This window comes from Dyella dinghuensis (assembly GCF_003977615.1).
GTDB classification, from domain to species: Bacteria; Pseudomonadota; Gammaproteobacteria; order Xanthomonadales; family Rhodanobacteraceae; genus Dyella_B; species Dyella_B dinghuensis.
Map to the genome: position 1 here is coordinate 317,072 of NZ_RYZR01000002.1, position 20,595 is coordinate 337,666.

Genomic DNA, 20,595 nt, shown 5'->3' on the forward strand with positions numbered 1-20,595 from the left:
TGTCGAGCGGTCGCTTCATGTGCCTAAAAATCAGGCGTTTTACGCGCGTATGACGGTCCGGTTTCGAATCGCGCACGCGCAGGGCTTGCGATGTTCGTGCGAGGGATGCTATGCGCCGAATTTCAGCGCGGCATTATGTCTCGGACTGTTCAATGTATGTTGCGGCGCGATATCCTATGCAGGTCGTCCCCACGACACTCCCCATCAGTCTGTCGAGTAGAGTCGTACGTGAACAAGCGTTCTCTCTGTGCGTTGCGCTGGTCTTGCGCAAGCGTCGCCGTGTTCCTCGGCGGTTGCAACATGGATGTCCTCTCGCCCAAGGGCGATATCGGCATCCAGGAAAAGTCCCTCATTCTGATCGCCATGGGTTTGATGCTGGTTGTGGTGATTCCGGTCATCGCGATGACGCTGTACTTTGCGTGGCGCTATCGGGCTTCCAATACCAAAGCTACGTACGCACCGAAGTGGTCGCACTCGACCGCGATCGAAGCGGTGGTGTGGACGATTCCCTGCATCATCATCGCGATTCTGGCGACGATCACGTGGCGCACCTCGCACACGCTCGATCCGTACAAGCCGCTGCAGTCCAACGTCAAGCCGATCACCATCCAGGCGGTGGCGCTTGATTGGAAGTGGCTCTTCATCTATCCGGACTACGGCGTGGCGAGCGTCAACGAAGTGGCGTTCCCGGCGGGTACGCCGGTGCACTTCGAGATCACGTCCGATTCGGTGATGAATGCGTTCTTTATCCCGCAATTGGGCAGCCAGATCTACGCCATGGCCGGCATGAACACCGATCTGAACCTGATGGCGAATGAGTCGGGCAAGTTTGAGGGTCTCTCGTCGAACTACAGCGGCGAAGGGTTCTCCGACATGCACTTCATGGCAGTCGCGACGTCGCAGCAGGGGTTCACCGATTGGGTGAACAAGGCGAAGGCCAGCGCGAGCCCGCTTGATGCACAGACGTATCACGCGCTGGCACAGCCGAGCGAGAAACAGCCGGTGTCGTACTACACATCCGTCAAGCCGGATCTCTACAACGACATCATCAAGCAGTACATGGGCGATATGAATATGGGCCGCATCGGCGAGCCGTCGCCTTCGCAAGCGAGTGCGGTTCCCTCGCCCAACGATCACGCCAAAGCGTCGGAGTAGGCCATGTTCGGAAAACTTTCTTTATCGGCCATTCCTTTCCATGAGCCGATCATTATGGGCACCCTGCTTATGGTGTGCCTGGGCGGTGCAGCGCTGCTTGGCTGGGTGACTTATCAGCGCAAGTGGGGCTATCTGTGGAGCGAGTGGTTCACCACGGTGGACCACAAGCGCATCGGTATCATGTACGTCATTCTTGCGCTGGTCATGCTGCTGCGCGGCTTTGCAGACGCCATCATGATGCGTGCGCAGCAGGCGATCGCTTCGGCTGACGCCGCTGGCTATCTCCCGCCGCATCATTACGATCAGATCTTCACCGCGCACGGCGTGATCATGATCTTCTTCGTGGCGATGCCGTTTGTGGTCGGCCTGATGAACCTGGTCGTGCCGCTGCAGATTGGTGCCCGCGACGTCGCTTATCCGTTTCTGAACTCGCTCAGCTACTGGCTCACCGCATCGGGTGTGGTGTTGGTCATGCTGTCGATGTTCGTGGGTGACTTTGCTGCAACAGGTTGGCTGGCGTATCCGCCGCTGTCGGAGTTGAAGTTCAGTCCTACGGTTGGTGTGGACTATTACATCTGGGCTCTCCAGCTATCAGGCCTTGGCACAACGCTGAGCGGCATCAACTTCGTTGTGACCATCCTGCGCATGCGTACTCCAGGCATGAAGCTGATGCAGATGCCAGTGTTCACGTGGACGGCGCTGGTCACCAACATTCTGATCGTGGCCGCATTCCCGGTGCTGACGGTGGCTTTGGCGCTGCTGGCGGCCGATCGCTACCTGGACATGCACTTCTTCACCAATGAGCTTGGCGGCAACGCCATGTTGTACATCAACTTGATCTGGATCTGGGGTCACCCAGAGGTGTACATCCTGATCCTGCCGGCGTTCGGCGCGTTCTCCGAGATCGTTGCAACCTTCTCTGGCAAGCCGCTGTTTGGTTACAAGTCGATGGTGTACGCCACCGCGGGCATCGGTGTGCTGTCCTTCCTTGTGTGGTTGCATCACTTCTTCACGATGGGTTCGGGCGCTGACGTCAATGCGTTCTTCGGCATCACGACGATGATCATCTCGGTGCCGACGGGCGTGAAGTTGTTCAACTGGTTGTTCACCATGTATCGCGGCCGCATTCGTTTCACATTGCCGATGATGTGGACCGTCGCTTTCATGGTGACCTTCACCATCGGCGGCATGACGGGCGTGCTGATGGCGGTGCCGGGTGCCGACTTCGTGCTGCACAACAGTCTGTTCCTGATCGCCCACTTCCATAACGTGATCATTGGCGGCGTGTTGTTTGGCATGTTTGCTGCCGTCAATTACTGGTTTCCCAAGGCGTTCGGCTTCAAGTTGGAAGAGCGTTGGGGCAAGGCCTCGTTCTGGTGCTGGGTGGTCGGTTTTTACATGGCCTTCATGCCGCTCTACGTGCTCGGCTTGATGGGCATGACGCGCCGTATGAACCACTATGCCAATCCCGCCTGGCAGCCTTACCTGATCGTCGCCGCAGCTGGCGCTGGCATCATCGCGCTCGGCATTGGTTTCATGGTGCTGCAGTTTGTGGTGAGCATTCGCAATCGCGCCGAGAACCGCGATCTCACGGGTGATCCGTGGGGTGGCCGCACCCTGGAGTGGTCCACCAGTTCTCCAGCGCCGTTCTACAACTTTGCCGTGCTGCCGCAGGTTGAAGAGTTGGATCAGTTCTGGGCGGATAAAGAACACAAGCGTGCATACAGGCGCCAGGAGCGCTATGCGGACATCCATATGCCGCGCAACACAGGTGTCGGCGTGTTCATGGCGGCGTTCGGCACCGTGCTGGGTTTCGCGATGATCTGGCACATCTGGTGGCTGGCCGTTGCGGGTTTGCTCGGCATGGTCGGGTCGTTCATTACGCGCGCCTATGACACCGACGTCGATTACTACGTGCCGGGTGCTGAGGTCGAGAAGATCGAACGTGCACGCCTGATTCCGCAGCCCGGTATCGATCACGTGGATCCGGCCAAGGCCGGCCAGAAGGTGGCTTAAGTTATGAGCAACGTTATTACTGCCGACCACGGCACCGTCGCGCACGGTCACGACGAACATCACGACGACGGTTCCAAGACCCTGCTCGGGTTCTGGATCTATCTGATGAGCGACTGCCTGATCTTCTCAGCGCTGTTCGCTACATTCGCTGCGCTTGCGAACGCCACCGCGGGTGGTCCGACCGGCAAGGAGTTGTTCGACCTGCCTTATGTAGGTGGTGAAACGCTGCTGCTGCTGGTCAGCAGCTTCACCTTCGGCGTGGCGATGCTCAACATGCACGCGGGCAAGCGCAATAAGGTGATGGCGTGGCTATTCATCACGTTCCTGTTCGGTGCTTCGTTCGTGGCGATGGAAGTGCACGAGTTCGCGCATCTGATTAACGAGGGTGCCGGTCCGAGCCGCAGCGCGTTCCTGTCGTCTTACTTCACGCTCGTCGGTACGCACGGTCTGCACGTGACCTGCGGACTGATCTGGATCGTCGTGATGATGGATATGGTGCGTCGTTTCGGTTTGAACGATGCCGTCACGCGCCGTCTTTCCTGCCTCAGCCTGTTCTGGCACTTCCTGGACGTGGTCTGGATCTGCGTCTTCACCATCGTTTATCTGCGAGGAGTGCTGTGATGTCCAGCCAACACGCTCATGCGCTTGCTGCCGATCACCAGCACGCCAATCACGGCAGCCTGAAGTCGTACATCGTCGGTTTCATCCTGTCGATCGTTCTTACCGCCATGTCGTTCGGCTGTGTGATGTCGGGCGCCGTGCCGCACGATTTGATCCTGCCAGGCATTGTGGTGTTGTGCGTGGCGCAGGTCTTGGTGCAGCTGATCTTCTTCCTGCACCTGAGCGCCAAGCCGGGCCAGCGGGACAACCTGTCGATCGGCGTCTTCACGTTGCTGATCATCGCCATCGTAGTGGTCGGGTCGCTCTGGGTGCTGCACAACATGAATGTGAACATGATGCACCCGGTGCCGACGATGTCGTCGGGCAGCATCGGCTGATCGTCCGCCAGTGGCCGGAGACCGCCCCGGCACGCACTTCCCGCAACGCCCGGCCTTCGCGCCGGGCGTTTTGCGTTCCGATGTTGAAAAGCGGAAAAGGCCGGTGATGCCTGAATTATTTTCCCTATTGTCGCCGCAGCATCTCGCGGCTAGGCCGATCGTCCGCTAAAATGCCTATTTCCAGCACGGCTGCTTTCCATGACCCCCCTGATTTTCGTCACTGGCGGTGTGGTGTCCTCGCTTGGCAAGGGCATCGCGGCGGCGTCGCTTGCGTCCATTCTTGAGGCCCGCGGCCTCTCGGTCACCATGATGAAGCTCGATCCCTACATCAATGTGGATCCGGGCACCATGAGTCCTTTCCAGCACGGCGAGGTCTATGTGACCGACGACGGCGCGGAGACCGATCTGGACCTGGGCCACTACGAGCGCTTCGTCCACACCCGCCTGACCGGCAAGAACTCCATCACCACCGGCAAGATCTACGAATCGGTGATCCGCAAGGAACGCCGCGGCGACTACCTGGGCGCCACCGTCCAGGTGATCCCCCATATCACCGACGAGATCAAGCACTGCATCCACGAGGCCACGCGCGGCTTCGACGTCGCCCTGGTCGAAATCGGCGGCACGGTCGGCGACATCGAATCCCAGCCCTTCCTCGAGGCGATCCGCCAGCTGCGCATCGAGCACGGCCCGGAAAAGTGCCTGTTCATGCACCTGACCCTGGTGCCGTATATCAAGGCCGCCGGCGAGATCAAAACCAAGCCGACCCAGCACTCCGTGAAGGAACTGCGCTCCATCGGTATCCAGCCGGACATCCTGCTGTGCCGTTGCGAGCAGCCGCTGCCGGACGGCGAGCGCCGCAAGATCGCCCTGTTCACCAACGTGCCGGAGCAGGCCGTGATCAGCGCGGCGGACGTGGACATCATCTATAAGCAACCGCTGTGGCTGCATCAGCAGGGTCTGGACGACATCGTCGTCAAGAAAATGGGTCTGGATGCCAAGCCGGCCGATCTTTCGGGCTGGCAGCGCACCGTGGATGCGGTTGAGCATCCCAAAGACGAAGTCACCGTCGCCATCGTCGGCAAGTACGTCGAGCACAAAGACGCGTACAAGTCGCTCGGCGAAGCGCTGCGTCACGGCGGCATCAAGCAGCAGACGCGGGTGAATCTCGAGTGGATCGATTCGGAGCAGATCGAAGCGGAAGGTGCGCAGAAAATGCTCGGCACAGCGGACGCGATCCTTGTGCCAGGCGGCTTCGGCAAGCGCGGTTTCGAAGGCAAGGTGCTCGCGGCCAAATATGCGCGCGAACATGGCGTTCCGTACTTCGGCATCTGCTACGGCATGCATGCGGCGGTGGTGGATTTCGCCCGTAACGTCGCCGGCCTTGCCGACGCCGATTCCAGCGAGAACGATCGCCATACGCCCAATCCGGTCATCGGGCTGATCACCGAGTGGACTACGGCCACCGGCGAAGTGGAGCAGCGTTCAGAGCGTTCGGACCTCGGCGGCACCATGCGCCTTGGCGCACAGGAGTGCCGCCTCAAGACCGGCACGCTGGCGCGACAGATGTACGGCCAGGACGTCGTGCGCGAACGTCATCGCCATCGTTACGAATTCAACAATCGCTATCGTCAGCCGTTCGAAGACCTCGGCATGGTGATTTCCGGCAAATCGATGGACGACCTGCTGGTCGAAATCGTCGAGCTGCCGATGCAGAAGCATCCGTGGTTTCTCGGTTGCCAGGCGCATCCGGAATTCACGTCCACGCCGCGCGACGGCCATCCGCTGTTTATCGGTTTCGTCCGCGCTGCACGTGAATACAGGGCCGTGCGCGAAGGCGAGAAGCTGGCGACGAAGGGAGCCGCAGCATGAAGTTGTGCGGTTTCGACATTGGCCTGGATAAACCCTTCTTCCTTATTGCCGGTCCTTGCGTCGTCGAGTCGGAGCAGTTGCAGGTCGATACCGCTGGCACGCTGAAGGAAATCACCAGCAAGCTCGGCATCAACTTCATCTTCAAATCCAGCTTCGACAAGGCCAATCGTTCCTCCTCGGGCAGCTTTCGGGGCCCGGGCATGGAAGAAGGTTTGCGCGTGCTGTCGGAAGTAAAGCGCCAGCTCAAAGTGCCGGTGCTCACCGATGTGCACGAATACACGCCGATGAATGAAGTGGCTGCGGTGGTCGACGTGCTGCAGACGCCGGCTTTCCTCTGCCGCCAAACGGACTTCATCCAGAACGTGGCCCGCGCCGGCAAGCCGGTGAACATCAAGAAAGGCCAGTTCCTCGCGCCATGGGATATGAAGAATGTGGTCGACAAGGCGAAAGCCGTCGGCAACAACGACATCCTCGTGTGCGAACGCGGTGCGAGCTTCGGCTACAACAATCTGGTGTCGGACATGCGCTCGCTGAGCGTGATGCGCGACACGGGCTGCCCGGTGGTGTTCGACGCCACGCATTCGGTGCAGTTGCCGGGCGGCCAGGGCACCAGCTCGGGCGGCCAGCGCGAATTCGTGCCGGTGCTGGCGCGCGCGGCGATTGCCGTCGGCGTGTCGGGTCTGTTTGCCGAAACCCATCCGGACCCCAGCAAGGCGCTCAGCGATGGGCCCAATGCTTGGCCGTTGGGCAAGATGGAAGCGCTGTTGCATACGCTGCTTGAGCTGGACGCGGTGACCAAACGTCACGGCTTCCTCGAACAGACGCTGTAACGTGCCCCGCGCGGCGCGCGCATCGATAAACCCTCACTTCAACTCCCTTGAACTGGATTGGCCATGAGCAACCAAATCACTCGCATCCATGCCCGTGAAATTCTCGATTCCCGCGGTAATCCCACGCTCGAAGCTGATGTGATCCTGGCCGATGGCGCATTCGGCCGCGCGGCCGTTCCCAGTGGTGCCTCGACGGGCACGCGTGAAGCGGTGGAACTGCGCGACGGCGACAAGTCGCGTTACCAGGGCAAGGGTGTGAAGAACGCCGTGGCGAACGTCAACGGTGCGATTGCCGATGCGCTCAAGGGTTTCGACGCGGCGGATCAGAAAGGTCTCGACGCAAAACTGATCGATCTCGACGGTACGCCGAACAAGGGCCGCCTGGGCGCCAACGCGCTGCTCGGCGTATCGATGGCTGCTGCACACGCGGTAGCCGCCTCGCGCAAAGAACCGCTGTGGAAGTACCTGTCGAACGGCAAGCCGGGTGTGTTGCCGGTGCCGATGATGAATATCATCAACGGTGGTGCACACGCCGACAACAACGTCGACGTGCAGGAATTCATGATCCTGCCGGTCGGTCTGCCGAGCTTCTCCGAAGCGCTGCGCGCCGGTACCGAAATCTTCCATACGTTGAAGAGCGTGCTTAAAGGTAAGGGCCTCAACACGGCAGTTGGCGATGAAGGTGGCTTCGCACCGAACCTGCGCTCGAACATCGAAGCCCTCGACACCATTCTCGAAGCGGTGAACAAGAGCGGTTACAAGATCGGTAGCGAGATCCTGCTTGGTCTCGATGCCGCCAGCTCCGAATTCTTCAAGGACGGCAAGTACGATCTGGAAGGCGAGGGCAAGGTTTATACCCCGGAACAGTTCGTCGATGTGCTCGCCAGCTGGGCGCAGCAGTACCCGATCGTCACCATCGAGGACGGCATGGCCGAAGGCGATTGGCACGGCTGGAAGCTGCTGACCGACAAGATCGGCAACAAGATCCAGCTGGTAGGCGACGATATCTTCGTCACCAACCCGAAGATCTTCCGCGAGGCCATCGATAAGAAGATCGCCAACGCGATCCTGATCAAGGTCAACCAGATCGGCACGCTGTCGGAAACGCTCGAAGCCATCGCCATGGCCGACGCCGCCAAGTACGCCGCAATCGTCTCGCACCGTTCGGGCGAAACCGAAGACACCACCATTTCCGATATCGCGGTCGCCACCACGGCCACTCAGATCAAGACCGGTTCGCTGTGTCGCACCGACCGCGTGGCCAAGTACAACCAGTTGCTGCGCATCGAGGAACAGTTGGGCGGCGCGGCGCGCTATGCTGGCCGCAACGCGTTCCCGAATCTGTCTCACTTGCCCGGCTGAGGTAGCGCAAGAGCCTGAGTAGGGTTTCGGCGTGGCCCGCGCCGAGATCTGTTTGCCTGGCGGGCAAGGAGGAACGAAGGCGTGTATGTCGATACACAACTGAGTGAGGACGCAGCCCGGCGGGCAAACAGATCCGGCCCTTCGGGTTGCCACGGTGCGGCCGTCATGCGGCAGCGCGCGGCTTGGCTTGCCAGCCAGGCAAGCGCTGCGCCGCGCACCACCACCTGTCGGCCGCACCGTGGCAACGCGGGCTACGCCGAAACCCTACTCAGGCTCTGATCATGTTGCGTTGGGTCGCCTTGATCCTGCTGCTGATACTGATTGGACTGCAGCTGAAACTGTGGTCCAGTCACGGCGGCATGTCCGAGGTGGCCAGCTTGCGCGTTGCCGTGAAAAAGCAGAGCGACGAAAACGACAAGCTGGTCCAGCGCAATCAGGCACTCGCTGCCGACGTGAACGATCTCAAGCACGGTGAGCAGGCCGTCGAGGCGCGTGCGCGTGCGGAGCTGGGGTTGATCAAGCCGGGTGAGACCTTCTATCAGGTGGTCGAGAAACCCGCCAACGGTTCAAGCGCCGCTGCACCTGCGACTCCTGCAAGCAGCGGCAATTGATTCGATCGTGGTGTCGTTGCGACCGGCAACACACCGTACATAACGCCGCCACTGAAACCGATCGAGCCGAATGTCCGACCCATCCGCTACCGACATCGAATTGCCCCACGCATACGGAACACCGCCACTCAAGGCAGAGCTCCGCCGCACCCCTGAAGATTTTCGCGTCGATGAAATCCTCGGCTACGACGCCGACGGTGAGGGCGAGCATGCCTTGCTTTGGGTCGAAAAGCGCGGCGCCAACACCGATTGGGTGGCGAAGGAGCTGGCACGTTTTGCAGGCGTTCCGCCGCTCAATGTCGGTTATGCAGGATTGAAAGATCGCCACGCCGTCACGCGCCAAGCATTCACCGTGCAATTGCCCGGTAAAGCCGACCCCGACTGGAGTGCTTTTCCGCACGACGAGGTGAAGGTGCTCGCGGCGACACGACACAAACGCAAGCTCAAGCGCGGTGCTTTGCGCGGCAATCGTTTCGTGCTGGTGTTACGCGATGTCAGTGGCAATAAAGCGCGCGCCGAAGAAGTGCTGCATGCCATCGCCACGCGCGGGGTTCCGAATTATTTCGGCGAGCAACGCTTTGGCCGCGAAGGCGGAAATATTGCGCAGGCGCGTGCGATGTTCGCAGGCCGTCGCGTGGATCGCGACAAGCGGTCGATGCTTCTCTCTGCCGCACGTTCGCATATCTTCAATAGCGTCCTGGCCGCACGTGCTGAGCGCGATGCGTGGGATAAACCGCTTGAAGGCGAAATCTGGTCGTTGGCGGGTTCTCGCTCGTGGTTCGGACCCGAGCCGTTTGACGAAAAGCTCGCCGCACGACTAGCGCAAGGGGATATTCATCCTTCCGGCCCGCTTTGGGGCGATGGCGAACCGCCGACCGCTGCCGAAGCGGGCGATCTGGAGCGCAGCATTGGTGCTGCCAACAACGATTTGGTGGAAGGCTTGGCCAAAGCTCGAATGGAACAGGAGCGTCGCCCGTTACGCCTGATGCCCAAAGACTTGCGGTGGCGCTGGCTGGACGACGAAACGCTGGAGCTCGCGTTTGAGTTGCCCGCAGGCGCTTACGCAACCGTCGTCGCGCGTGAGTTGATCGGCTAGCAATCAACCCTTGAGCAATACCACGACGGCGCCGGTGCCGCCCTGCGTCGGGCGTGCGGATGCAAACGCAATCACATCATCACGTCGGCGCAGCAATCGATCCGTCAGCGTTTTCAACACCGGGCCCGCTGCTTTGGAGCGCAAGCCCTTGCCGTGAACGATACGCACACACCGCAATCCGCGCTCCGATGCCTCGGCCAGAAACGTGGCGATCGTTGACTGCGCCGCCGAGGCATTCATGTGATGCAGATCGATCTCGTCCTGCACGCTGTACTGACCGCGTTTTAGATGGCGCAGCAATTTCGGCGGGTAGCCGTCGCGCAGGTAGCTCAATTCCTCGCCGACTTCCATCAGCGCCGGATCGAAGGTCATATCCAGCAACTCGCCGGGCACGGCGGCCTCGTCCGCTTCCAGCATGTACGGGTGCGGCTCGGGTTTGGGCATCGCAGGCGGCGGTGCGACGGGGTCAAGTTTGCGCACGTCGCCGATAGCGTCGCGGAACAGGCGGCTATCGTCGTCGCTAACCGTGGCGGGCGGGCGGCGTTTCATGGAAATCATCCTAGCGAATGCGAAACCGCTCCGGTATGGGTTCGGCCAGAACTTGCGTGGTGTATGGCGGTGAAACCGCCGGTCCGCTCGGTTAGACTCCAAGGTTCGGGGAACGTGTGGATTCGCCTTGCGGCCGCACGTCGAACATTGGCTTTCTACGGATCATGATGCGAGTTCTTGTCAGCAACGACGATGGCGTGGATGCACCGGGCATCCGCGTGCTCGCCGAACGCCTTGGTGCGGTCGGCCAGGTTACGGTGGTAGCTCCGGATCGCGATCGTTCCGGAGCAAGCAACTCTTTGACGCTCGACGCGCCGATTCGCGCGCTACGCATGGATAACGGTTATTACCGCGTCGCGGGCACACCGACGGACTGCGTGCATTTGGCGCTGGCTGGCATGCTCGACTACGAGCCGGATATCGTCGTGTCGGGCATCAACAACTCCGCCAACCTGGGCGACGACGTGATCTATTCCGGCACGGTGTCGGCGGCGATGGAAGGGCGTTTCCTTGGATTGCCGGCGATTGCTGTATCGCTCGTCAGCAAGGATCACAAGGGCGAGCACTACGATTCCGCTGCCAAAGCGGTGCTGCTGCTGATGGAACGTCTGCTCGTCGATCCGCTTCCGGCCGACACGATTCTCAACGTCAACGTGCCCGATCGTCCGTGGGAAGAAATTAAAGGTTTCGAAGTGACGCGCCTTGGCAAACGCCATCGCTCCGCGCCGTGTATCAAGCAGACCGATCCGCGCGGCAAAACGATCTGGTGGATCGGCCCCGCAGGCGATGTCGATGACGCAGGTCCCGGCACCGATTTCCACGCCGTGCACCGCGGCTTCATTTCCGTCACGCCGATCCACGTTGATCTCACGCGTTTCCAGGCGCTGGAGAAAGTCAGCAGCTGGGTGCATACGCTCAGTGATGGCATGAGTAGCAACCCCGACGGAAAGGCAGCTTGAGATGGCCGTGCATCCGCTTCCACCGTCGGCACTGAAAGGCGAGGGGATGACATCCCAGCGCGCGCGCGATCGCCTTATCGCCAAATTGAAAGAAGAGGGCATCCAGGACAAGCGTGTGCTGGATGTGATGCGCAATCTTCCGCGTCATCACTTCATCGATCAGGCGCTGCACTCGCGCGCTTACGAGAACACCGCGTTGCCGATTGGTCACGGTCAGACCATTTCGCAGCCGTGGGTGGTCGCGCGCATGACCGAGGCGTTGCTTGAGCCCTTCGACGCCAAATCCGGGCGTCCGCAGAAAGTGCTGGAGATCGGCACGGGTTCGGGTTATCAGGCCGTGGTGCTGGCCAGTTTGGTGCCGCAGCTTTATACGGTCGAGCGCATCGAAGAGTTGCTGCGACAGGCACGCCGCCGTTTCCGCCAACTCGGTATCGAGAACATTCGTTCGCGGCACGATGACGGCAAACTCGGCTGGTCGGCCGAAGCCCCGTTCGACGCCATCATTCTGACCGCAGCGGGCGATGCGATTCCCACGCAGGTGCTCGATCAACTAAGCCCCGATGGTGTGCTAGTCGCACCGGTTGGCTCACCCAGCAGTCAGACCTTGATCCGCATGCGCGGTGACGGCAAAGGCGATTTTGTGCAGGAAGAACTCGCGTCAGTCAGTTTCGTTCCTTTGCTGGGTGGCATCGGCTAATGCAACTTTTTGGAAAGCTTTACGCGCGTGTTCTGGTCTGGGCGCGCGATCCCCGAGCGGTTTATTACCTGTGCGGACTGAGCTTCATCGAAGCCTTCATCTTTCCGATCATGCCGGAAGTGATGTTGGCGCCGATGATGCTGGGAAAACGGCATCGCGCGTTTTTCTACGCCAATATCAGCCTGCTTTTTTCGCTGCTCGGCTCACTGGTCGGTTATGCGTTGGGGCACTGGGCATTTCATGCACTCACGCCCGTGCTGCAATCGCTGCATCTCTACGATTCGATTGAGCGCGGCGTCGAAAGTCTTCGCACCGAGATGAATCAGCATTGGCTCGAGATGTTGCTCGTGCTGATGCTGGCAGCGTTGCAGCCTGTCGTGCCGATGAAGTTCGTCACGTGGGCGTCGGGTATTGTCGGCGTGCCGATCATTCCGTTCCTGGTTTGCATCCTGCTCGGTCGTGGCAAGCGCGTGTGGCTGCTTGCGTTGCTGGTTCGTCTTTTTGGCGAACGCGCCGAGCGCATCCTGCACAAGAACATCGAATGGATCGGATGGGTGGCGCTCGCGTTGCTCGTTGCGCTGGGAGCCTGGTGGCTGTTGCGGCACTGAATACATGCTGGCGCGTGCGGCGGACCCGTATGAAAACGCTCTCAGTCCCCGCTATGCTCATGCCATGAATGGATTGATGCGATCGTCTGCCGCTATCTCGATGGCATTACTCGTGGCCGGATGCACTACGACCGTGGTGCAAGAGCCACCCGCCAGACCTTTCAGCCCGCCACCGGTTGTGCACCCGAGCGCACCGGGTAACAGCTATACCGTTGTAAAAGGCGACACGCTTTATTCCATCGCTTTTCGCAATGGGATGGACTTCCGTCAGCTGGCGCAGATGAATGGCATTGCCGCGCCGTACACGATCTGGCCGGGGCAGGTGTTGGCATTGTCGGGGCACGCGCCGCGCAATCCACCGCCTGTCATCGCCAAGGCACCGCCGCCGTCAATACCTCCGCCGCCGCCTTCACCGCCAAGTGGTGGTTTCCAGAGTGTCACCCCGGGCGCTGTCGTAACAACACCGGTTCCACCGCCGGCGCATCCGGCGACCGTCGCGCCTGCAGTGTCTGCGGCACCGCCGCCGGCTGTCCCGCCGACGCCCCCACCGGCCGCAACGCCTGTCATCGCAGCAAGCGGTGGCTCGCGCGCAGCGGGCGGTGTGAAGTGGCGTTGGCCCGCATCAGGTTCGGTCGTGGGTCGATTCCAAAGCAGTGCGGCCATTCCCGGTATCGATATTGCGGGCAAGGAAGGCGATCCCGTCGTCGCAGCCGCCGATGGTGTAGTGGTTTACAGCGGCAACGGTCTAGTCGGTTATGGCGAGCTGGTGATCATCAAGCACAACGACAGTCTGCTGTCTGCTTATGGCCACAACCGCAAACGACTTGTGACGGAAGGGCAGCAAGTCAAAGCCGGGCAGCAAATTGCTGAAATGGGATCAAGCGGTTCGTCGCGCGATGAACTGGAATTCCAGATTCGCAAGGACGGCAGCCCCGTCGATCCGCTCGATTATTTGCCTAGCCGCTGATCAACTTGTCGGAAGAATGAAAGCCGCGACGACGCGGCGCCCTTCGCTTGCCAGTAAGTCATAGGTGCGCGCAGCCGCTGCGTTGTCCATCACTTCGATGCCGATGCCGCGGCGAAGAAAGCCGGCCATGAATGCCGCGGGCGGAAAGTACTGACGCGTGCCTGTACCGAGCAGCACCAACTCCGGTTTCAGTTCGAGCACGTTTTCGACGTGGCCTTCGTCCAGATGGGCAGCGCTGGAAACCGGCCAGTCTTCAATGGCGCGTTCGGGCGACAGGATGAAACTGGTCTTCAGCTCGCGATCGACCACCGTGATGGCATGCGGCGCCACGCGTCGAACGAATAAATAGCCTTCCGGCCGATCAAGCGACAGGTCCATGACGATGACTCAGCGCGGCAGCGCCAGACGAGGGTCTTCCTCGTTGCGGCGGAACAGCACCACGATATGGCCGATCTGCTGGATGCTTTCCGCGCGGGTGCCGTCGATCAGGAATTTGATCTGCTCGTCGCGCTCGTCCTTGTCGCCGCCCGACAGCTTCACCTTCACCAACTCGTGGTGAGAGAGCGCCAGATCCAGTTCTTTGACGACAGCCTCGGTCGCGCCCTTGGCGCCCAGCAGAATCACCGGGTGCAGATCGTGGGCGAGGCTACGCAGGTAGCGCTGTTGCGAGGGGGAAATGGCCATGCGTTCAGTCTCGGATTCGCGGCGAGGGGATCGTAAAGGTTATCATGTCAGCCCCATTTCCCGGCCGTGGCCGCATGTCCCGCAGCAAAAGCAGCTCCCGCTGGTTACGGGAGCATTTCGACGATGTCTACGTCAAAAAGGCCCAGGCCGAGGGTCTGCGTTCGCGTGCCGTTTTCAAGCTGGAAGAGCTGATCGATCGCGATCGCCTGCTAAAGCCCGGCATGCGGGTGGTCGATCTGGGGGCGGCCCCCGGCGGCTGGTCGCAATTGGTTCGTCAGCGCCTGGGCGATAGTGGTACCGTGGTGGCGCTGGATATCCTGCCGATGCAGGGCATTGGCGGGGTGGATTTCCTGCAAGGCGACTTCCGTGAAGAAAGCGTCTTGCGTGAACTGGAATCGCGCTTGGACGGCCAACAGCTCGATCTTGTGCTGTCGGACATGGCCCCCAATATGAGTGGTGTGGCACTGGCCGATCAAATTCGGGCGATGGACTTGGCGGAGCTCGCGCTTGATTTCAGCCGGCACTGGCTCAAACCTGGTGGAGCGTTTCTAATCAAGCTATTCCAGGGAACGGGCTTTGACGATTATTTGCGAAGCTTGCGTGCGGAATTCTCGCGCGTGAGCATGCGTAAACCGAAGGCCTCACGCGCGCGTTCGCGTGAGGTATACGCGCTGGCTACCGGGTTCCGACCGGGTGGCCGGCAAAATGGCGAGAACCGCGCATGAATGAGACATGGAAAACCCTGTTGCTCTGGCTGTTGATAGCGGTGGTGCTTATCACCGTCTTCCAGAGCTTCAACCCGCGTGGTGGCGCCTCCTCGGACCTGCCATACAGCAGCTTTGTGCAGAGTGTGGATAGCGGCAACGTTTCGACCGCTACCATCAGCGCGGAAAACCCCGCCACCATCAGCGGCAAGCTGAAGGACGGCAGCAACTACCGCACGGTCGCCCCTGTGCTCGGCTTCTCCACCAACTCGGTGGTCAAGCAGATGCAGGACAAGAACGTGACAGTCACGCAGGATTCCGGCACAGGCTTCTCACTGATCGGTCTGCTGGTTAACTGGCTGCCGGTGATCCTCATCGTCGGTGTCTTCATCTGGTTTATGCGCCAGATGCAGCAGGGCGGTGGCGGACGTGGAGCGATGAGCTTTGGCCGTTCGCGTGCGAAATTGCAGGGCGAAGATCAGGTCAAGGTCAATTTCAGCGACGTCGCCGGCTGCGACGAAGCCAAAGAAGAAGTTGGCGAACTCGTCGAATTCCTGCGCGATCCGGGCAAGTTCCAGCGCCTGGGCGGCAAGATTCCGCGCGGCGTGCTGATGGTCGGTCCGCCCGGTACCGGTAAAACGCTGCTCGCCAAGGCGATTGCCGGCGAAGCGAAAGTGCCGTTCTTCTCGATCTCCGGTTCGGACTTCGTCGAAATGTTCGTCGGCGTGGGCGCCTCGCGCGTCCGCGACATGTTCGATCAGGCGAAGAAACACGCGCCTTGCATCATCTTCATTGACGAAATCGATGCGGTCGGTCGTCATCGCGGCGCGGGTCTGGGCGGCGGTCACGACGAACGTGAGCAGACGCTCAACCAGTTGCTGGTCGAGATGGACGGTTTCGAAGGCACCGAGGGCATCATTGTCATCGCTGCTACCAACCGTCCGGACGTGCTCGATCCTGCGCTGCTGCGCCCGGGTCGTTTCGATCGCCAGGTCGTGGTCGGCCTGCCGGACGTCAAAGGTCGCGAGCAAATCCTCAAAGTGCATCTGCGCAAGGTGCCGACTGCGAGCGATGTCGATCCGATGGTTATCGCTCGCGGTACGCCGGGCTTCTCCGGTGCGGACCTTGCCAACCTCGTTAACGAGGCGGCCTTGTTTGCCGCACGCGAGAATGCGCGTGAAGTGCGCATGAGCCACATGGACAAGGCGCGCGACAAGATCTTGATGGGCACCGAGCGCCGCTCGATGGCCATGAGCGAAGACGAGAAGAAACTCACCGCCTATCACGAAGCAGGCCATGCGATTGTCGGCCGCCTCGTGCCCGAACATGACCCGGTCTACAAGGTCACGATCATCCCGCGCGGTCGTGCGCTGGGTGTCACCATGTATTTGCCGGAAGGCGACAAGTACAGCATGAACAAGATTGCGATCGAATCGCAGCTGTGTTCGCTGTATGGCGGCCGCGTCGCCGAGGAAATCATCTTCGGTAACGACAAGGTCACCACCGGTGCTTCAAACGACATCGAGCGTGCGACCAAGATGGCGCGCAACATGGCCACCAAGTGGGGTCTGTCCGACGCACTCGGCCCGGTCACCTACGGTGAGGAAGAAGACGAAGTGTTCCTGGGCCGCTCCGTGACCCAACATAAGAACGTCTCCAACGAGACCGCGCACAAGATCGATGAGGTGGTGCGCGATATCCTCGATCACGCCTATAGCCGCACCAAGCAGATCCTGACCGATAACATCGACAAGCTGCATGTGATGGCCGATGCGCTGTTGCAGTACGAAACGATCGATGCGCGCCAGATCGACGACATCATGAATGGCCGCGTTCCCGGGCCGCCGGCGGATTGGTCCAAGACGTCATCGTCGGGTTCCTCCGTGCCGCCTCCGCCGCCGCGTGGCGATGCAGGAGCCAAGGTGGGTGATCCGGCTACGCAGAACCGGGTCTGATCTCCAAAGAGCAGTATCCAGCTAAAAGAAAAGCCGCCCTTGGGCGGCTTTTTTGTTGGGATACAAAATATTTACCCGGGTAATATTGATATCACAATTTCATCCGGGTATTATTTATTTACCCGCCCGACCATGGCTGTCCGCAATGAATCCCGTTCTCGCGCATACGTACTCCAGCTTTCAGGGTCATCGGCTTATCAAATCGGGTCCGTTGGCCGCCGTTGCACTCGCTGTAAAGCACGCTGTGGAAGCCGGTTCCAACGACCCGGTTCTTATTTTCGATGACCGTACGGGCCGATCTATCGATATCGATACGCGGGGCACCGATGCGGATGTGCTAGCCCGGTTCGCTACCAACGATGCGTTCGATGGCGCAGATGACGCCAAGCCCGACGCAACGGAGTCGCGCGGAAGAGGGCGCCCCAAGTTGGGTGTGATTGCACGCGAAGTAACGCTGTTGCCACGTCATTGGGAATGGCTGGCTGCGCAACCCGGCGGTTCATCCGTCGCGTTGCGCAAGCTCGTCGACGAAGCGCGCCGCACGAACAGCGAACGCGATGGCACGCGCGCAGCACAAGAGCGTGCGTATTACTTCATGTCTGCCATGGCCGGCGATATGCCCGGTTTTGAAGAGGCAAGCCGTGCTTTGTTTGCGAACGACACATCCACGTTCAACGAACGCATCGCTGCGTGGCCCGTCGACGTACGCACTCATGCGGCGTGGTTGGCTTATTGTGACAATGCCTGATCGAAAGCGCGGTCGGTCTAGAGAATGTCGAGCACTTTTTCCGGTGGCCGACCGATTACCGCTTTGCCATGAGCAACGACAATCGGTCGTTCGATCAGGCGAGGGTGTTTGGTCATCGCATCTATCAAAGCGTTGTCGTCAAGCGACGCGTCGTCCAGATGCAGTTCTTCATAGACATCTTCGCCGGTGCGCAGCAACTGCCGCGCCGGGATACCAAGTTGTGACAACAATGCTTTCAGCTCGCCGGCACTTGGTGGCGTTTCGAGATAGTTGATGATCTCGAACGGCTGGCCGTGTTCTTCAAGCAGCGCAAGTGCGCTGCGTGATTTCGAGCAGCGGCTGTTGTGGTAGATGCGAATCATGCTTCGTGCGTTCTAAAGCGCTGCACGTCTCAACGATTGCCCGAACGATTTCCGCCGCCACCGGGACGACCACCACCGTGAGGACGACCACCGCCTTGCGGGCGATTGCCACCACGACCCTGTGGGCGACCACCTTGACCCTGACCGCCACCACCCGGACGACCGGCGCCCCCGGAACGACTGCCACCGGGACGATCACCGCCGCCAGGACGGCCACCACGGCTGTTACGGTTGGCGTTACCGCCGCCGAAACCGCCGTACGGATTTGCATTGGCGTGAGCGGAACCACCACCAGCGCCTGCACCGCCGCCGCGACGATTGCCCGCCGGGTTGCCGGACGGATTGCCACCGCCATGACGACGACCGCCTTCGCGGCTTTCGCCCGCAAACCAGGTGCGTGCGGGTGGCAGTTCCTGACCAGGCGCAACGCGCTTTTTATTGTTCCGATTCGGTCCCTTCGGACGATCCGGCCTGTCGACGTTGCCGTTCACTTCGCGATTCGGGTTGGCGCCACGGCGACGTTGCTGTTGCTTGCCGCGCGTCGGCTCTTCGCGAATGCGATCGAATGCGCGCAGTTCGCGGGCTTCGTCCTGATAACCGCCGCTCCACGATGTACCGGCGCCTTTCTCGGGGCGATATTCGGTGACATTGCGCGGTGCGCGGCGCTGATGCAGTACCGGGCTCAGCGTCAACACCGGTTGCGGTGCGCCGAGGCCGGCGATCTTGCGCAGATCCTTCACCGTCTCTTCGTTGAGCGCTTCGCAATCGCTGCGACGTAGCATGCGCGGCAGTTCGATGTTGCCGTAACGGATGCGCTTGAGCCGGCTCACCAGGAAACCCTGCGAGTCCCACAGACGGCGCACTTCGCGATTACGGCCTTCGCGGATCACCACACGGAACCAGCTATGGCTGCCGCCGCGGCTGATGATGGCGATTTCGTCGAAACGGGCGGGGCCGTCTTCGAGTTCCACACCGGCTTTCAGTTTTTCGATCATTTCATCCGGCACTTCACCGTGCACACGGCACAGGTACTCGCGCTCCAGACCGCTGCGCGGATGCATCAGCGCGTTGGCGAGTTCGCCGTCGGTGGTGAGCAACAGAAGACCGGTGGTGTTGATGTCGAGACGGCCCACGGCGACCCAGCGCGCGCCTTTGAGTCGCGGCAGCTGTTCGAACACGGTGGGGCGACCTTCGGGATCTTCGCGGGTGGTCACCACGCCTTCGGGCTTGTGGTAGACCAATACTTCGGCGTCGTCGCGGCTGTCGGTGCTTACGACGAATTGCTTGCCATCGATGACGACGCGGTCGCCAGCGCGGACGCTCGCGCCAATGTTGGCGGCGGCGCCATTTACTTCCACTTCGCCGGCCTGGATGCGTTGCTCCAGCATGCGGCGGGAGCCGAGACCGGCGTTGGCGAGCACCTTGTGCAGGCGTTCTTCGATGGCGGGCGCGTTTTCAGGCGGCGCGGCGCGTTTGAGGCTCAATACGGATTTTTGTGGCGCATTCATGCGCGGTACTCCTTGGTGTCTTGCTCGGCAGAGCCGTCTTCGGCGTCCGCACTATCCGCTGCCTCGTCGGCAGTGGTGAGATGGGTTTCGACGTTTGCATCCGCGTCGTTCGCGGGTTCGTCGTGATGATGTTCGGTGTCTTCTTCGGTGTGGTGCTGCGATTCGGCGCCGTCGGCCTGATGTTCGTCGTGCGGGGCTTCCGACTCGTGTTCGCTCAGTTCTTCTTCGAGATGTTCTTGTTCGGTGCTTTCATGTTCCGCATGTTCCTGCTCGTCGTGCGCTTCGAGCTCGTCGGCTTCTTCCGCATCGGGATCGATCGGAAGGTCGCGGACGACGCGCGGCGGGAACGGATCGTCATCCAGACGAAGCTGCGGGTCTTCCAGGTCGCGGATTTCCGCCAGCGAGGGCAGTTCGTCCAGCGATTTGAGGTTGAAGTAATCGAGGAAGGCACGGGTGGTGCCGAACAGCGCCGGTTTGCCGGGGACGTCGCGGTGGCCGACAACGCGGATCCATTCGCGTTCTTCCATCGTTTTGATGATGTTGGATGAGACCACCACGCCGCGGATTTGTTCGATTTCCGGTCGCGTGATGGGCTGGCGGTAAGCAATCAGCGCCAGCGTTTCGAGCAATGCGCGCGAGTAACGGCTCGGCTTTTCGCTCCACATGCGCGACACCCATGGGTGCACGTCCTGGCGAACCTGATAACGGAAGCCGGAAGCCACTTCCTTCAGCTCGATGCCGCGGCCTTCGCACGCTTCGGCCAGCTGCTCCAGCGCCATGGCGATCTGGGCGCGGTCGACGTCGTCTTCCTCCACGAACAGCTCGCTAAGTTGCGCGACGCTCAATGGCTGGCTGGCGGCGAGGAGGGCGCCTTCGATAATCGGTTTCAGTTGGTCGATCTGCATAACCTTAGG

General features: G+C 60.8%; 22 protein-coding genes. 16 read left to right on the forward strand and 6 right to left on the reverse strand.

Going from position 1 to position 20,595, the window contains the following annotated elements; translation table 11 throughout:
* The first annotated feature begins 300 nt into the window (after positions 1-300).
* The 9 genes from cyoA to truD all read left to right on the forward strand — a co-directional run bounded on the left by cyoA (position 301) and on the right by truD (position 9,940).
* Entirely contained in the window at positions 301-1,155 is an 855-nt protein-coding gene (gene cyoA, locus EKH79_RS02490; protein WP_425478458.1) for a ubiquinol oxidase subunit II, read from the forward strand.
* Positions 1,156-1,158: 3 nt separating this feature from the next.
* The gene (cyoB, locus tag EKH79_RS02495; protein WP_126672204.1) at positions 1,159-3,171 is read left to right on the forward strand and encodes a cytochrome o ubiquinol oxidase subunit I; all 2,013 of its coding nucleotides are present in this window, start codon (positions 1,159-1,161) and stop codon (positions 3,169-3,171) included.
* 3 nt (positions 3,172-3,174) lie between these two features.
* Positions 3,175-3,792, forward strand: a complete 618-nt coding sequence (cyoC, locus tag EKH79_RS02500) for a cytochrome o ubiquinol oxidase subunit III (protein ID WP_126672205.1) — start codon at positions 3,175-3,177, stop codon at positions 3,790-3,792.
* Positions 3,792-4,169 (forward strand): cytochrome o ubiquinol oxidase subunit IV, encoded by a 378-nt coding sequence (cyoD, locus tag EKH79_RS02505; protein WP_126672206.1) that lies wholly within the window; start codon positions 3,792-3,794, stop codon positions 4,167-4,169. Before cyoC ends, cyoD begins: the two co-directional genes overlap by 1 nt.
* Positions 4,170-4,367: 198 nt before the next feature.
* A complete protein-coding gene (pyrG, locus tag EKH79_RS02510) occupies positions 4,368-6,041 on the forward strand; it encodes a CTP synthase (protein WP_126672207.1) in 1,674 nt (557 codons plus the stop codon).
* Positions 6,038-6,871 carry a 3-deoxy-8-phosphooctulonate synthase gene (kdsA, locus tag EKH79_RS02515; RefSeq protein WP_126672208.1) on the forward strand — a complete coding sequence of 278 codons (834 nt, stop codon included), beginning with the start codon at positions 6,038-6,040 and terminating at the stop codon, positions 6,869-6,871. The genes pyrG and kdsA overlap by 4 nt, the downstream gene beginning before the upstream one ends.
* A 63-nt stretch (positions 6,872-6,934) precedes the next feature.
* Positions 6,935-8,233 (forward strand): phosphopyruvate hydratase, encoded by a 1,299-nt coding sequence (eno, locus tag EKH79_RS02520; protein WP_126672209.1) that lies wholly within the window; start codon positions 6,935-6,937, stop codon positions 8,231-8,233.
* Between the two features lie 281 nt (positions 8,234-8,514).
* On the forward strand, positions 8,515-8,844 hold the full coding sequence (gene ftsB, locus EKH79_RS02525) for a cell division protein FtsB (RefSeq protein ID WP_126672210.1): 330 nt from the start codon (positions 8,515-8,517) through the stop codon (positions 8,842-8,844).
* 70 nt (positions 8,845-8,914) lie between these two features.
* Positions 8,915-9,940 (forward strand): tRNA pseudouridine(13) synthase TruD, encoded by a 1,026-nt coding sequence (gene truD, locus EKH79_RS02530; protein ID WP_126672211.1) that lies wholly within the window; start codon positions 8,915-8,917, stop codon positions 9,938-9,940.
* Between the two features lie 3 nt (positions 9,941-9,943).
* Here the strand turns inward: truD and EKH79_RS02535 are convergent, their stop codons facing one another.
* Entirely contained in the window at positions 9,944-10,489 is a 546-nt protein-coding gene (locus EKH79_RS02535; RefSeq protein ID WP_126672212.1) for a Smr/MutS family protein, read from the reverse strand.
* 167 nt (positions 10,490-10,656) lie between these two features.
* Here EKH79_RS02535 and surE point away from each other — a divergent pair, with 167 nt between their 5' ends.
* The 4 genes from surE to EKH79_RS02555 all read left to right on the forward strand — a co-directional run bounded on the left by surE (position 10,657) and on the right by EKH79_RS02555 (position 13,720).
* Positions 10,657-11,448 (forward strand): 5'/3'-nucleotidase SurE, encoded by a 792-nt coding sequence (surE, locus tag EKH79_RS02540; protein ID WP_126672352.1) that lies wholly within the window; start codon positions 10,657-10,659, stop codon positions 11,446-11,448.
* A gap of 1 nt (position 11,449) precedes the next feature.
* Positions 11,450-12,145, forward strand: a complete 696-nt coding sequence (locus EKH79_RS02545; protein WP_126672213.1) for a protein-L-isoaspartate(D-aspartate) O-methyltransferase — start codon at positions 11,450-11,452, stop codon at positions 12,143-12,145.
* Positions 12,145-12,753: a YqaA family protein gene (locus tag EKH79_RS02550; protein WP_126672214.1), complete on the forward strand. Its 609-nt coding sequence runs from the start codon at positions 12,145-12,147 to the stop codon at positions 12,751-12,753. Before EKH79_RS02545 ends, EKH79_RS02550 begins: the two co-directional genes overlap by 1 nt.
* Positions 12,754-12,829: 76 nt before the next feature.
* A complete protein-coding gene (locus tag EKH79_RS02555) occupies positions 12,830-13,720 on the forward strand; it encodes a peptidoglycan DD-metalloendopeptidase family protein (RefSeq protein WP_126672215.1) in 891 nt (296 codons plus the stop codon).
* Here EKH79_RS02555 and EKH79_RS02560 read toward each other — a convergent pair whose 3' ends face one another.
* Both EKH79_RS02560 and yhbY read right to left on the reverse strand, forming a co-directional pair.
* Positions 13,721-14,098 (reverse strand): Mth938-like domain-containing protein, encoded by a 378-nt coding sequence (locus tag EKH79_RS02560; protein ID WP_126672216.1) that lies wholly within the window; start codon positions 14,096-14,098, stop codon positions 13,721-13,723.
* Between the two features lie 9 nt (positions 14,099-14,107).
* Positions 14,108-14,404: a ribosome assembly RNA-binding protein YhbY gene (gene yhbY, locus EKH79_RS02565; RefSeq protein ID WP_126672217.1), complete on the reverse strand. Its 297-nt coding sequence runs from the start codon at positions 14,402-14,404 to the stop codon at positions 14,108-14,110.
* Positions 14,405-14,478: 74 nt separating this feature from the next.
* On the opposite strand from yhbY, the gene rlmE reads away from it, so the two are divergent.
* The 3 genes from rlmE (at position 14,479) to EKH79_RS02580 (ending at position 17,811) form a co-directional block, all read left to right on the forward strand.
* Positions 14,479-15,129, forward strand: a complete 651-nt coding sequence (rlmE, locus tag EKH79_RS02570) for a 23S rRNA (uridine(2552)-2'-O)-methyltransferase RlmE (RefSeq protein ID WP_126672218.1) — start codon at positions 14,479-14,481, stop codon at positions 15,127-15,129.
* Positions 15,126-17,063, forward strand: a complete 1,938-nt coding sequence (gene ftsH, locus EKH79_RS02575) for an ATP-dependent zinc metalloprotease FtsH (RefSeq protein ID WP_126672219.1) — start codon at positions 15,126-15,128, stop codon at positions 17,061-17,063. The genes rlmE and ftsH overlap by 4 nt, the downstream gene beginning before the upstream one ends.
* A 145-nt stretch (positions 17,064-17,208) precedes the next feature.
* Entirely contained in the window at positions 17,209-17,811 is a 603-nt protein-coding gene (locus EKH79_RS02580) for a DUF2239 family protein (RefSeq protein ID WP_126672220.1), read from the forward strand.
* Between the two features lie 17 nt (positions 17,812-17,828).
* Here EKH79_RS02580 and arsC read toward each other — a convergent pair whose 3' ends face one another.
* Genes arsC through scpB form a run of 3 tightly spaced genes read right to left on the reverse strand, consistent with a single transcriptional unit; the run spans position 17,829 to position 20,586 of the window.
* On the reverse strand, positions 17,829-18,173 hold the full coding sequence (arsC, locus tag EKH79_RS02585) for an arsenate reductase (glutaredoxin) (protein WP_126672221.1): 345 nt from the start codon (positions 18,171-18,173) through the stop codon (positions 17,829-17,831).
* Positions 18,174-18,202: 29 nt separating this feature from the next.
* Positions 18,203-19,681 carry a pseudouridine synthase gene (locus tag EKH79_RS02590; RefSeq protein WP_126672222.1) on the reverse strand — a complete coding sequence of 493 codons (1,479 nt, stop codon included), beginning with the start codon at positions 19,679-19,681 and terminating at the stop codon, positions 18,203-18,205.
* Positions 19,678-20,586: an SMC-Scp complex subunit ScpB gene (gene scpB / locus EKH79_RS02595; RefSeq protein WP_126672223.1), complete on the reverse strand. Its 909-nt coding sequence runs from the start codon at positions 20,584-20,586 to the stop codon at positions 19,678-19,680. The genes EKH79_RS02590 and scpB overlap by 4 nt, the downstream gene beginning before the upstream one ends.
* Positions 20,587-20,595 lie beyond the last annotated feature (9 nt).

Coding starts and splice junctions, on each gene's coding strand:
- kdsA (WP_126672208.1), top strand. CDS start 6,038: ATGAAGTTGTGCGGTTTCGACATTGGCCTGGATAAACCCTTCTTCCTT.
- EKH79_RS02590 (WP_126672222.1), bottom strand. CDS start 19,681: ATGAATGCGCCACAAAAATCCGTATTGAGCCTCAAACGCGCCGCGCCG.
- EKH79_RS02555 (WP_126672215.1), top strand. CDS start 12,830: ATGCGATCGTCTGCCGCTATCTCGATGGCATTACTCGTGGCCGGATGC.
- surE (WP_126672352.1), top strand. CDS start 10,657: ATGCGAGTTCTTGTCAGCAACGACGATGGCGTGGATGCACCGGGCATC.
- ftsB (WP_126672210.1), top strand. CDS start 8,515: ATGTTGCGTTGGGTCGCCTTGATCCTGCTGCTGATACTGATTGGACTG.
- cyoB (WP_126672204.1), top strand. CDS start 1,159: ATGTTCGGAAAACTTTCTTTATCGGCCATTCCTTTCCATGAGCCGATC.
- cyoC (WP_126672205.1), top strand. CDS start 3,175: ATGAGCAACGTTATTACTGCCGACCACGGCACCGTCGCGCACGGTCAC.
- ftsH (WP_126672219.1), top strand. CDS start 15,126: ATGAATGAGACATGGAAAACCCTGTTGCTCTGGCTGTTGATAGCGGTG.
- yhbY (WP_126672217.1), bottom strand. CDS start 14,404: ATGGCCATTTCCCCCTCGCAACAGCGCTACCTGCGTAGCCTCGCCCAC.
- eno (WP_126672209.1), top strand. CDS start 6,935: ATGAGCAACCAAATCACTCGCATCCATGCCCGTGAAATTCTCGATTCC.
- cyoA (WP_425478458.1), top strand. CDS start 301: ATGGATGTCCTCTCGCCCAAGGGCGATATCGGCATCCAGGAAAAGTCC.
- rlmE (WP_126672218.1), top strand. CDS start 14,479: ATGTCCCGCAGCAAAAGCAGCTCCCGCTGGTTACGGGAGCATTTCGAC.
- EKH79_RS02560 (WP_126672216.1), bottom strand. CDS start 14,098: ATGGACCTGTCGCTTGATCGGCCGGAAGGCTATTTATTCGTTCGACGC.
- EKH79_RS02580 (WP_126672220.1), top strand. CDS start 17,209: ATGAATCCCGTTCTCGCGCATACGTACTCCAGCTTTCAGGGTCATCGG.
- EKH79_RS02550 (WP_126672214.1), top strand. CDS start 12,145: ATGCAACTTTTTGGAAAGCTTTACGCGCGTGTTCTGGTCTGGGCGCGC.
- cyoD (WP_126672206.1), top strand. CDS start 3,792: ATGTCCAGCCAACACGCTCATGCGCTTGCTGCCGATCACCAGCACGCC.
- arsC (WP_126672221.1), bottom strand. CDS start 18,173: ATGATTCGCATCTACCACAACAGCCGCTGCTCGAAATCACGCAGCGCA.
- scpB (WP_126672223.1), bottom strand. CDS start 20,586: ATGCAGATCGACCAACTGAAACCGATTATCGAAGGCGCCCTCCTCGCC.
- pyrG (WP_126672207.1), top strand. CDS start 4,368: ATGACCCCCCTGATTTTCGTCACTGGCGGTGTGGTGTCCTCGCTTGGC.
- truD (WP_126672211.1), top strand. CDS start 8,915: ATGTCCGACCCATCCGCTACCGACATCGAATTGCCCCACGCATACGGA.
- EKH79_RS02545 (WP_126672213.1), top strand. CDS start 11,450: ATGGCCGTGCATCCGCTTCCACCGTCGGCACTGAAAGGCGAGGGGATG.
- EKH79_RS02535 (WP_126672212.1), bottom strand. CDS start 10,489: ATGAAACGCCGCCCGCCCGCCACGGTTAGCGACGACGATAGCCGCCTG.